This window comes from Micrococcus sp. KRD026 (genome assembly GCF_017168445.1).
Classification (GTDB): domain Bacteria; phylum Actinomycetota; class Actinomycetes; order Actinomycetales; family Micrococcaceae; genus Micrococcus; species Micrococcus luteus.
Window position 1 is genome coordinate 1 of record NZ_JABFBA010000006.1, and the last position, 10,524, is coordinate 10,524.

General features: G+C 71.4%; 11 protein-coding genes and 2 pseudogenes. 1 reads left to right on the forward strand and 12 read right to left on the reverse strand.

The window, feature by feature from the left end; all coding sequences use genetic code 11:
• The first annotated feature begins 247 nt into the window (after nucleotides 1-247).
• Entirely contained in the window at nucleotides 248-874 is a 627-nt protein-coding gene (locus J1M40_RS02600) for a DJ-1/PfpI family protein (protein ID WP_206450435.1), read from the forward strand.
• A gap of 315 nt (nucleotides 875-1,189) precedes the next feature.
• Here J1M40_RS02600 and J1M40_RS02605 read toward each other — a convergent pair.
• The 12 genes and pseudogenes from J1M40_RS02605 to J1M40_RS02660 form a co-directional block, all read right to left on the reverse strand.
• Nucleotides 1,190-2,071: pseudogene (locus J1M40_RS02605) on the reverse strand (IS5 family transposase).
• A 48-nt stretch (nucleotides 2,072-2,119) separates the two neighbouring features.
• Nucleotides 2,120-2,392 (reverse strand): hypothetical protein, encoded by a 273-nt coding sequence (locus J1M40_RS02610; protein WP_123244365.1) that lies wholly within the window; start codon nucleotides 2,390-2,392, stop codon nucleotides 2,120-2,122.
• Nucleotides 2,389-3,105: a DUF4145 domain-containing protein gene (locus tag J1M40_RS02615; protein WP_206450436.1), complete on the reverse strand. Its 717-nt coding sequence runs from the start codon at nucleotides 3,103-3,105 to the stop codon at nucleotides 2,389-2,391. The genes J1M40_RS02610 and J1M40_RS02615 overlap by 4 nt, the downstream gene beginning before the upstream one ends.
• Before the next feature lie 10 nt (nucleotides 3,106-3,115).
• Nucleotides 3,116-3,577: a hypothetical protein gene (locus J1M40_RS02620; protein ID WP_134377206.1), complete on the reverse strand. Its 462-nt coding sequence runs from the start codon at nucleotides 3,575-3,577 to the stop codon at nucleotides 3,116-3,118.
• Nucleotides 3,574-4,353, reverse strand: a complete 780-nt coding sequence (locus J1M40_RS02625; RefSeq protein ID WP_087114233.1) for a hypothetical protein — start codon at nucleotides 4,351-4,353, stop codon at nucleotides 3,574-3,576. The genes J1M40_RS02620 and J1M40_RS02625 overlap by 4 nt, the downstream gene beginning before the upstream one ends.
• A complete protein-coding gene (locus J1M40_RS02630) occupies nucleotides 4,346-6,115 on the reverse strand; it encodes a hypothetical protein (protein WP_179205923.1) in 1,770 nt (589 codons plus the stop codon). Before J1M40_RS02630 ends, J1M40_RS02625 begins: the two co-directional genes overlap by 8 nt.
• A gap of 45 nt (nucleotides 6,116-6,160) precedes the next feature.
• Nucleotides 6,161-6,364 carry a hypothetical protein gene (locus J1M40_RS02635; RefSeq protein WP_206450437.1) on the reverse strand — a complete coding sequence of 68 codons (204 nt, stop codon included), beginning with the start codon at nucleotides 6,362-6,364 and terminating at the stop codon, nucleotides 6,161-6,163.
• Entirely contained in the window at nucleotides 6,354-7,202 is an 849-nt protein-coding gene (locus tag J1M40_RS02640; protein WP_206450438.1) for a glutaredoxin family protein, read from the reverse strand. Before J1M40_RS02640 ends, J1M40_RS02635 begins: the two co-directional genes overlap by 11 nt.
• Before the next feature lie 96 nt (nucleotides 7,203-7,298).
• Nucleotides 7,299-7,853, reverse strand: a complete 555-nt coding sequence (locus J1M40_RS02645) for a hypothetical protein (RefSeq protein ID WP_087114229.1) — start codon at nucleotides 7,851-7,853, stop codon at nucleotides 7,299-7,301.
• A gap of 4 nt (nucleotides 7,854-7,857) precedes the next feature.
• Nucleotides 7,858-8,493, reverse strand: coding sequence for an A24 family peptidase (locus tag J1M40_RS02650; RefSeq protein ID WP_143741627.1), 636 nt, complete (start codon nucleotides 8,491-8,493; stop codon nucleotides 7,858-7,860).
• Nucleotides 8,474-9,538, reverse strand: coding sequence for a bacterial transcriptional activator domain-containing protein (locus J1M40_RS12855; RefSeq protein WP_206450439.1), 1,065 nt, complete (start codon nucleotides 9,536-9,538; stop codon nucleotides 8,474-8,476). Before J1M40_RS12855 ends, J1M40_RS02650 begins: the two co-directional genes overlap by 20 nt.
• 55 nt (nucleotides 9,539-9,593) lie before the next feature.
• Nucleotides 9,594-10,473: pseudogene (locus J1M40_RS02660) on the reverse strand (IS5 family transposase).
• Nucleotides 10,474-10,524: the final 51 nt, after the last annotated feature.

Here is a 10,524-nt window from a genome sequence, read left to right on the forward strand (position 1 = left end):
AGAAGGCCGGATCGACGAATCCGTCGAGCGCGATGATGGGCAACCCTGTCAAGCAAGATCGCACCCTGGCACCTCTGTCCAGCAGCACCCAACTGGCTCTGACACATGCGCCTAGTGGGTATACCCGACTTGACGGCGCGGGGCTGGCCCAACGAGGACTCGGCACCGGGGATAGCGCAGCGAATCATCCTCCACCGAACCCGGCGTTCAACACCCTGTGCTGCCGGCCGGTGCGAGGATGGGCGACATGACGGCGACTCCCCCGGCACCACGTCGTGTCTGCATCGTGCTCTTCGAGGGCTTCGAACTGCTGGATGTCTTCGGCCCCGCCGAGCTCTTCGGGCTGGTCCCACAAGTGAGCGTGGAGTACGTCGGCCCTCAGCCCGGCCCGGTCACCAGCTCCCACGGCGCCCAGGTCGTCGCAGACCTCGCCTACGCACACCTCGCCCAGCCCGGCATCCTGCTGGTCCCCGGCGGCCAGGGGACCCGGCGGCTCGTGCACGACCAGGAGTTCCTCACTTGGTTGCGGCATGTGGCCGGCACAGCGCAGATCCTCGCCTCCGTGTGCACCGGTTCGGCTCTCCTCGCCGCGGCCGGTCTGCTCGAGGGCCATCAGGCGACCTCGAACAAACGTGCCTTCACGTGGGCCGCCGGCTTCGGCACGCACGTGGACTGGAAGGCACAGGCCCGGTGGGTCCAGGACAGGAACCGGTGGACGTCCTCTGGTGTAGCCGCAGGCATGGACATGACCGCCGCACTGATCACCGAGCTGCATGGCGAGGCCGTCGCCGAAGCGGCCACACGCCGCGCAGAGTACGAGCCCCACACGGACAGCTCCCGGGACCCGTTCGCCGCCCGCCACGGCTTGAGCTGATCTCTTCCCTTCCGACCCCATGGCGGCGACCCGGACTACCCCGAGCCGTCGTCGTTGCCTCCCACGACCGGTGGCTCCCACATCGTGTCGCACTCCTCTCCCTTCGGGCCTCACCGACGTGCGCCGGCGACGTGCCCCAGGGGCATGTTCTCCTGCGCCGGTCCATCCACAGGACCACGCGGACACCTGTCCAGCGCACGCCGGCTGACGTACCAGCGTGGTCCCGCAGGGTCCTCGACAGGGGGTGGTGTCCGCTCGAGGCCGGGCGGGCACCTCCAACTGCTTCCGCCACGGGGTGGGGCCTAGGGCGTGTTGCTAAAGGATGGTCGCTAGCCAGTGGAGCGTCGCGGCGAGACTGAGCCCGGCGTGATAGTTCCGGGCGTACTTGTCCGAGCGCATCGCGATCCCTCGCCACTGCTTGAGCCGGTTGAAGCACCGCTCCACGACATTGCGGCCCCGGTAGCGCTGGCGCTGGTCTTCGGTGAAGTCGATCGGCCGGCCCGGGCGTCTGCGCCGGTGCGCGATCTGGTCGGCCCGCTCGGGGATCGTGGCCGCGATGCCATGCCGGCGCAGCCAAGCCCGGTTCGCCTTCGAGGGGTAGCCCTTGTCCGCGATCAGTCTCTGCGGGCGTGTCCTGGGCCGGCCACGGGCTCCGGCAACGCTGATCTGCTCCAGCGTGGTGGTCAGCATCGAGGTGTCCGCGACCTGGCCGCCGGTCACCACGAACGCCAGAGCCCGTCCCTTGCCGTCACAGACCAGATGATTCTTCGTCGTCAGGCCACCACGGGAACGTCCGATCGCATGATCAGCCGGCTCGTCCCCTGATTTCTTGTAGTTCATCCAGGCCCCCTGTGGTGCGGGGCAGGGTCGCACCGTGCTGATGGACGCGCACGATCGTGGAATCGATTGAGGCGACCCAGTCCAGTTCCCCGGCCGCCTGCGTCATGGACTGGGTCTTCTCCAGCACCTGCTCCCACACGCCCTGGGCAGCCCACCGGTTGAAGTTCTTGTAGATCGTGTTCCAGTTCCCGAACCTCTCGGGCAGATCCCGCCACGGCGCCCCGCTGCGGGATCTGCCCGAGAGGTGGCCTCCACGACCGTGCGCCGATCCACGGGCGGGCGCCCGGTGGTCTTCGCTTCCGGGAGCAGTGGGCCGATCACGGCCCAGACCTCGTCTGAGATCACGTCACGCGACATCCCTCAAGACTGAGGCATCGACCCCTTGGAACCCTTTAGCAACACGCCCTAGCCGTGCGTGCGCCCGTAGGGGGCGCGCCAGGCCGATTCTTCTGCCCGAATGCGGGTGACCCACCCAGCGGGCACCCATGCCTGCAACCGTTCGGTGCTGGGCGGCTCCTCCCAGGCGATCAGCACATGGGTGCTCGACCAGCGGGCAGCCATCGCATCGACCCGTCCCCGGTCGGGGAGCATGACCCGCACGTAGGGGGCGTCCTGGTAGAGCGCGGAGTGGACCTCCTCGGGGCTGCGGAAGGCCGGCGGCTCGTAGACCGGGATCACGACGCCGCGCGCGGGCCGCGGGCGGCGTCGTGGCGAGCCTTGCGGGCCGCGCGCATGCTGGCCTTCTGGGCCGGCTGCTCGTAGAGGACGAAGGCGGCCTCCCAGAGCAGCTCGGCGACGTCGGCGATCTCCTCGGCGGCGTACTGCACGCCGGCATGGATGCTGTCGTTGCCCACGATGCGGGACTCGTGCAGGTCCTCCAGCACCTCGGCGTCCAGCCGCGGGGTCAGGCTGTTGATCTTGGCCTTGAGGTCCCGGCCGGTGCCGCCCTGGTCCTTGACCATCTCCTCGGTGGCCGCGCGGTAGAGCACGCCGGCGGCGCGCAGTGCCCCGGCGTCCTCGCAGATGCTGGCCTCCTCGTAGAGCGAGGCGACGCCCGCTGGGGCGGCCTCGGGTAGCTGCCGCGGGGGCTTGGCCGGGACGATCATCGTCCGTCTGACGCGCTCCAGAGACGGATGCCCGGCGGCGTCGGTTTCGACCTTCTGCCAGTGCTCGAGGAAGGCGATCGGTCCCTGGCAGAACTGGCAGGCGTAGCCCGCGATCGTGTCCCTCGCCTCGGGCATACGGGCCGCCGAGGCCGGATCCACGGAGGAGCGTCGCGCGTAGTTGATGTCCCACCGCGGGCTGACCTGGATCTTGCCGGCGTAGGTCGCGGCCACATGGTGCCCGCAGTGGGGGCAGAGGCCGGTGCCGTCGGTGAAGTCCTCGCTCATGCCGGTCAGTCTAGGGGCGGGCTCCGCGCGTCTGGGCCTGCTCACGCTGGGCCACACGCGCGCTGTGCAGCGCTCCGGGGCGGGGGGAGGTCTCGTGCTTGAAGGCCAGGTAGTCGACGACGTCAGGCTCGCACCAGAGCCGGCCGCGGGTGACCGGCTCGGGGAACTGGCGGTCGCGCTGGCGCAGGGAGCGGGCCGAGCGCTCGGCCACGCCCAGCAGCTCGTTGACCCGCGGCTCGGCGATCAGGCCGATCACCCGCGGGTCCAGGCCCGCCTCGTGCAGCTCGGTGGCCGCACTGGCCGCGCGGTGGCGCACGGCGGTGGTGGCCGCCTCGTAGGAGTTGGCCCCGGCCGCGCGGGCGAGGATGTCCAGCAGTGCCGCGGGGGGCCGGTAGGGGCCCTGGTGGGCGTGGGGGTCCAGGGCCTCGTCCCACCGGCGTGCCGGCGGGGCCGGCTTCTCGTGCTGATTCATCCCCATCGGGTGCGTCCTCCTCGTCGTCCCCACCGGCGGGCGCCGGCCTCATCCTGGGCCACGCGTTCCTCCTTGGAGCGCACGGCGTTGAAGCTGGTCACGGACAGTCCCACCAGCTGGCCCTGCGTGACGGCGTCGCGGGCGTAGCGGTCGCCCATCTGGGAGGCGATCCATCCGCCCATGTCCCCGCCGTTGCGGTCGCGCACGTCGGAGACGACGTCGGCGGCCAGGTAGCCGCCCTTGGAGCCGACGTCGAAGGTGCGGGTGCGGCCGCCGCCGATGTCCACGGTGGCGCGGATGTGCACGCGCTTGTCCTGGTGGCGGGCGCCGCGGGCGACGTTGACGATGGACATGCGGGCCGCGTGCAGGCCGGCCCCGCGCTCGGGCGATCCGACGGTCTTGGGCAGCTGGATCCGCACGATGCGGTTGCCGTCGGGCAGGTGGGTGGTCGTGGTGGAGTGGCGGGTCAGGGAGGGCCCGCGCCGGGTGTCCTTGGGGACCACGGTGGGCTTCTTGGCACCTCGCTTGGCTCGCACGGGCACGAGCTTGCCGGCGGCGTTGCGTCGACGCCGGGGTGCCTTGGAGACGGCGCCGGTCTCGTGTAGCTCGGTCAGCGCGTCCCGGTAGGACTCACCCGAGGTCTCCCCGCGGGCGATCTTCTGCATCATGCGCGGGGAGCGGTTCATGGCCGCGCCGAGTTCGGCCCAGGTGAGTCCGTAGGCCGAGCGCACCCGGGTGACGAGCTCGGCGGGGCTCAGCTGTGCCGGGTCACTCACCGTCGGCCTCCTGCTCGTCGTCGCCGGGCAGGTAGTCCGTCCCGTCGACGGGGGCGGCCTGCATCTCGTATTCGGAGTAGGCGGCGTCCACGCCCAGGCGCGCGGCCTTGGCGCGCAGCCTGTTGCGGGCGGTCTCGTCGGCGGGAATCTTCAGCGGTCCGGGGACGTAGCCCTGGAGGCGCATGCGTCCCACCCGGCCGTCATCGCCGCCGCCACGTTCCTCGGTCAGGGACCAGGAGGGGACCTCGGTGGTGTAGATCGCGTCGCCGCGCACGCCCAGCAGGGTGTGGGCCGGCACGTGCAGGGCCCCGCCCTGGAGGCCACCGGCCATGGGTCCGGAGAGCATGCGCGCCCGGGCCCGGCCCCAGACCTGCACGGCGAACTCGGGGTGGTAGTAGCGCTGAGCCTGGCCGTCGAAGCGCGGCTTGGTGGTCCAGATGAAGGCCTTGCCGTGCTGCTTGACGTCGGGGGCGTTGGCCGGGACCTCCTTGGGGTCGAAGGTGATGTGGGTCTGCACGCGCCCGCGGGCCGCGAAGTTGCCGATCGTGTTGATCAGGATCGAGCGCAGTGCCGCGGAGACGGCGGTCTTGATGATCTCGTCCATCAGCGGGTCGCCGGCGACGGCGGCGCGAGCCTTGACCAGGTTGTCCTTCCAGGTGTCCAGCGGGCGTGCACGCACGCGCCGGTCGCGGTCGCGGGCGCCGGGGACATCGGTGGTGAACGCGACGGACTCGATGGGGTCCAGCTGCCAGCCGTGGCGGGCGGCGACGAAGAACTCGGCGGCGTCGATCCAGGCGCTCCCGGTGGCGCCGGGGCGGTTGGGCCAGTACCAGCCCTCGGAAGCCTTCTCGTGCTGGACGCCGATCAGGCCGATGTGGTCCCAGGTGTCGGGGACCTTGAACTGCACGTGCACGCGAGCGCGGGCGTAGGGGTTCTCCCGGAGCATGTCCGCGGTGTCGTCGCGGCGCAGCCGGTACCCGGGGCCGATGCCCAGCTCACTGCACATGGCTCCGTACATGAAGCGGCCGTCGACGTAGGCGAAGCCGTCGATCTTGGGGGTCTTCGCCGGGTCGTGCAGGGGGATGCAGTCCGGGTGAGTGTCCGAGGAGGATCCGGCCACGAGGTGCTCGACGTGGTGCTGGCCGGAGGTGCGGTGCAGCTCCTCGGCGATGTCCTCGGTCAGCGGGTACGGCTCGAGGTTCTTCGGCAGGGTCAGGGCCCAGAGGTTGGCGCCGGTGGCGGTGGGGCTGTCCATGAGCTTGGCTCCGCGGAAGTGCGCACCGATGATGCCTTCGGTGGCCTGCCAGGCCAGGCGGGCCTGATCCGGGCTCAGCGGAGCGTCGCCGAACCACCCGGAGACGAACTGCACCAGCATGCGCTTGCCGGTCTGGCGGTGCTCGAAACGGCCGGTGGCCGGGGAGCCGAGGTTGTGTCCTCCGTCGAGCCAGCCGGGAGTCTGCACCAGCAGCCAGTGGCGCTTGCCCGGCGTGACCACCGGGGTCTTGCCCGTGAAGAAGATCCGGTCCGCACCGACGGCGGCCGCAGTGTCGAGCATGTCGGTGAGGTTCGGGTTCTTCCGACGCGGGCCGATCTTCGGCGGCACCGCCTGCCCGTTGTCCAACACGCCCCGGCCCGTGGTGTAGTCCGCCCACAGGTTCTTGCGGGCGGCGAGGTTGCGGTAGGCCACGGGGCGGAACGTGGTGGGGGTGTTGTCGCGCAGGCCAGCGCGACCTCCGGGACGCTCGCGGTTGGAGTAGGCCATGGGGACCTCCGGTCGATCTGACAGTTAGAGCAATCCTACATTGCTCTAAGCCTCCTCGGTAGGGAGCAGGTCCAGCGCGTCGAGCTGGCCGGGCAGCACCGCGGGCGGGGACGTGTCGTGGAGATCGTCGGTGCCGGCCTCCGGGGTCGGTTGGCCGGCGTGGGCCAGCAGGGCGAGCTCGGCGGCCAGGGTGTAGGCGCCGCAGTGGCGGCTGCGGTGGCGGGCCAGGCGGCGACGGTCACCTGGCATGGGCCATCTCCGTCTCCAGGGAGCTGCGCCAGAGCGAGGTGTGCACCACGGTGGAGCCGGCGGCCAGGGACTGGCCGAGGTGGTGGGCGATGCCGTGGCAGGAGACGGACAGGTGGATCCCGACGGAGCGGCCCAGGCGATGGATGCCCAGCAGGAGGTTCTCGGCGACGTCGGCCTCGTGCTCCCCGGCCGGGGCGAGGTCGGCCCAGCGCTGGCGCAGATGGGCGTAGTCGTCCAGGACGAGCACGATGGGCTGGAAGGGCTCGGGGCTCTCCTGGGCGAGGGAGGCGACCTCCACCAGGTGGTAGCGCTCGCGCATCAGCTCGCTGGCGGCACGGATGCGCTCGAGCTGGTCGCTGACGTCGGCGGTGACCACCTGCGCGTACCGATGGTCCTCGACCTTGTCCAGCTCCCCGGGCAGGCCCAGGCCCCAGGCCTGCCAGCCCACAGAGACCGCGGTCTCCATGATCCCGCGCTGGATCACGCTCTTGCCGCTGTCGCGGTCGCCGATGATCAGCAGGTGACCCTGGTGGGGGTCCCAGAGCACGTGCTCTCCGGCCTCGACGGGGCCCAGGTCGATCGTGGCCTGCATGTCGGCGGCCGGCGCGGCCTCTGGGGCCGGGGAGGCGTAGCGGTCGGGGAGGTAGCCGTGCCAGTGCTCCCCGGTGGCCTCGTCCACGGTGACCGGCGCGCGGAAGTAGCCCATCTTGCGCAGCTTCTCGACGGCCGCGGGGTCCTGGGAGACGTCGACGAGGGTGTGCGGGATCTTGTGGGCGCGCAGGTGGGCCTTCACTGCCATGCAGGGGCCGCAACCGGGGCTGGTGTAGATCGTGTACATGGGTGCTCCTCGGTCAGGGAGATGGTCGGGGCCGTGGCCGGCCCTCACTTCCCATAAGGCCGGCATCCGGCGCTGATGTCCCTCCCCGTTCCGGGGTCAGATTTCATGCGCCGGGTGCAGCAGCAACGCGTCGGCGGGGATCGTCGAGGTGTGCTCGAGGTGCCCGACCTCGAGGCCGGCGGCCAGCAGGGCCTGGACCGCGGGATGGTCCTCGGCCAGGTCCTGGAGGAGGACCAGGGGGACGTGTCGCGGAGATGCGGCCGGCGCCGCTTCCTCGGCCGGCGCGGCCGGCAGCGGCGACTCCGTCGCACCATCCGCGGCGAGGGTGCCTTCTGGCTCGGCTTCTGGCGTGGGTTGTGGCGTGGAGTCCAGGCCGGCCTTCCGTTGCAGGCGGGCGAGGTCGGCGTGGCGGGCCGGGGGCAGCTTGGCGGTCTCGAGCAGCTCGAGGGCGCGGGTGAGTCCGGTGTGGTCGCCGCTGGCGAGCCAGGTGGCCACGATCAGGCCCACGCGACCGGCCTTGCCGGAGTCGTGGCCAGGGTCGCCGGGAACAGGGTGGGCCGCGGTGAGGTCGTCGAGCTGGGCGTGCTTGAGCCCGGCGGTGAGCAGGCCGGTCAGCGCACGGCGGTCGCGGGCGGAGAAGGTGCGGGGCACCTGGTCAGGATGCCAGGTAGCCCAGGACGGCGAGCAAGGCGAGCACGTGCCCGGCGACGAGGTACGGGGCCATGGGCACGCGAGTCTTGCGCTGGCCGCGCAGCAGGGCCGGTACCGCACCGAACAGGGCGGCGAGCACGTAGCTGGCCAGGATGGCCAGCACCCAGGCACCGGGGCCGTGGGCGCCGATGGCCAGGGCGGCCACGGTGACGAGCTTGACGTCGCCCATGCCGGTGCCGCCGATCAGGTGCATCACCATCAGCACGACGGCGGCGATCACGGTGACCACCAGCCCCTGGAGGGCCCAGGCGCCGTAGCCGGTGACCAGCAGCCCCACCGCGGCGCCGAGGTTGATGGCGCCCAGGGCGGCCACGGCCCAGTTCGGGATGAGCCGGTGGGCCCGGTCCACGCGCGCCATGTAGATGCCCAGGCAGGCCAGGGCGATCAGGGCGAGCGCGGCGTGGACCATGAGCACGGGCAGCCCGGCGACCGCGGCGCCGGCGATGCCCAGCAGGGCAGCCAGGGCCCCGCCGGGGCCGATCAGGGTGCGCACCGTCCGCGGCGGCACCGTGTAGGGCGCCGGCGCGGGGTCGGTGGCCGCGGGGGACGTGTCGTGGAGATCAGGCGACACGGTAGCCATGGGCCCGCAGCTCCTCGATCAGGGCGGTGGTCTCCACCTCGGGCTCGAGGTCCTCCTCGAAGGACTCCAGGTAGGAGTAGAGCTTCTCGATCAGGCGGGTGACCTCGGTGTGGTTGCCGGCGGCGGCCTCGGTGACCAGAGCGTCGCGCCAGGCGGCCTCGTTGGCGGGGTCGATCGCGCGGCCGACGCGGGCGGCCAGCTGGGCGTGCTCGCGGTGGCCGGCGGCCAGGGAGCGGGCCACGAGCTCGTGGGCGGCGTCGCAGATGGTCTGGACCATCTCCTGGACCAGGGCCTCGGCCCAGGCGACGTTGGAGGCCTTGGCGTGCTCGAAGGGCACTCCCCTCACCAGACGCATGGCGGCGACCAGGGCGGGGGTGGAGGCCTTCACGGGGTCATCGCCGATCAGGGACTGCACGACCTGCCAGTCGGTGAGCACGTCCTCGTGGACGCGGTAGCCCTCGCTGCCCACGGCGGGCAGGTAGGGGGTGCCGTCCGCGGCCTGGCCGAGCAGGCGGCGGGTCTGGCTGGTGAGCTTGTTGCGGTTGCTGGAGGCGGACTTGCCGTCGGAGCGCTGGGTGGGCCAGAACGCGGCGTGGACGGCCTCGGCGCTCGCGCCGGGGTGCAGGGCCAGGTAGGCGGCCAGGGCGACGCAGCGGGCGGTCTGGGTCGTCGAGACCTCGCCGGTGGCCGCGGTGACGGGGGCCTGGCCCTGGGCGCCGACGAGCTTGAGCTCGCCGAGCATCAGGATCATCGGGGCCTGGGTGGTGGCCTGCTCCAGCAGGTGTGCGGCGTCCAGGTCGATCTGCTTCTGCGGGTCGGTCGAGGCCAGCTGCTCGGGGGCGGCGTCCTTCTCGTCCTCGTCCTCGTCCTCCGCGGGGGACGTGTCGTGGAGATCGGTGGCCGCCTCCTGCTGCGCCGGCTCGGCGGTCGCGGCCGGCTCGGGCTCGGGCTCGGGCTCGGCGGGTCCTGCGGTCTCGGTGACTGCGACGACGGCCGGGGTCTGGTCCTGGGGCTCGGGGGTGATGTCCTCGGGCTCGGTCGGCACGGCGGCCGCCGCGGCCTGGTCCTGGCTCTCCTCGTCCTCGTCCTAGGGCGTGTTGCTAAAGGGTAGTAGTCAGCCAATGCAGTGTCGCGGCGAGGCAGAGCCCGGCGTGATAGCTCCGGGCGTACTTGTCCGAGCGCATCGCGATTCCTCGCCACTGTTTGAGCCGGTTGAAGCACCGCTCCACGACATTGCGTCCCCGGTAGCGCTGGCGCTGGTCTTCACCGAAGTCGATCGGTCTTCCTGGGCGGCGGCGCCGGTGCGCGATCTGATCGGCCCGCTCGGGGATCGTGGCCGCGATGCCATGCCGGCGCAGCCAAGACCGGTTCGCCTTCGAGGGGTAGCCCTTGTCCGCAATCAGGCGGTCAGGCCGCGCCCTGGGCCGCCCACGGGCGCCGGCCACGCTGATCAGCTCCAGCGTGGTGGCCAACATCGAGGTGTCCGCCACCTGCCCGCCGGTCACCACGAACGCCAGCACCCTGCCCTTGCCATCACAGACCAGATGAGACTTCGTCGTCAGACCGCCGCGGGAGCGTCCGATGGCATGATCAGCCGGCTCGTCCCCGGATTTCTTGTAGTTCATCAGGGCCCCCTGTGGGGCGGGGCAGGGTCGCCCCGTGCTGATGGACGCGCACGATCGTGGAATCGATCGAGGCCACCCAATCCAGCTCGCCAGCCTGCTGTGCCATCGACTGAGTGCGCTCGAGCACGCGCTCCCACACACCCTGGGCGGCCCACCGGTTGAAGTTCTTGTAGATCGTGTTCCAGTTCCCGAACCGCTCGGGCAGATCCCGCCACGGAGCTCCGGTGCGGAAGCGCCACGCGGTGGACTCGACCACCGCGCGCCGATCCACCGGGGGCCGACCCGTGGACTTCGGGGCAGGGAACAGCGGGCCGATCACGGCCCAGACCTCGTCCGAGATGACATCACGCGACACCCCTCAAGACTGGCGCACCCAAAGCTTGAAACCCTTTAGCAACACGCCCTA

What these genes read in the sequence shown, in the direction of transcription:
- J1M40_RS02615 (WP_206450436.1), bottom strand. Translation starts at nt 3,105, where the DNA reads ATGAGCGAGGACTTCACCGACGGCACCGGCCTCTGCCCCCACTGCGGG.
- J1M40_RS02630 (WP_179205923.1), bottom strand. Translation starts at nt 6,115, where the DNA reads ATGGCCTACTCCAACCGCGAGCGTCCCGGAGGTCGCGCTGGCCTGCGC.
- J1M40_RS02640 (WP_206450438.1), bottom strand. Translation starts at nt 7,202, where the DNA reads ATGTACACGATCTACACCAGCCCCGGTTGCGGCCCCTGCATGGCAGTG.
- J1M40_RS02600 (WP_206450435.1), top strand. Translation starts at nt 248, where the DNA reads ATGACGGCGACTCCCCCGGCACCACGTCGTGTCTGCATCGTGCTCTTC.
- J1M40_RS02635 (WP_206450437.1), bottom strand. Translation starts at nt 6,364, where the DNA reads ATGCCAGGTGACCGTCGCCGCCTGGCCCGCCACCGCAGCCGCCACTGC.
- J1M40_RS02620 (WP_134377206.1), bottom strand. Translation starts at nt 3,577, where the DNA reads ATGAATCAGCACGAGAAGCCGGCCCCGCCGGCACGCCGGTGGGACGAG.
- J1M40_RS02650 (WP_143741627.1), bottom strand. Translation starts at nt 8,493, where the DNA reads ATGGCTACCGTGTCGCCTGATCTCCACGACACGTCCCCCGCGGCCACC.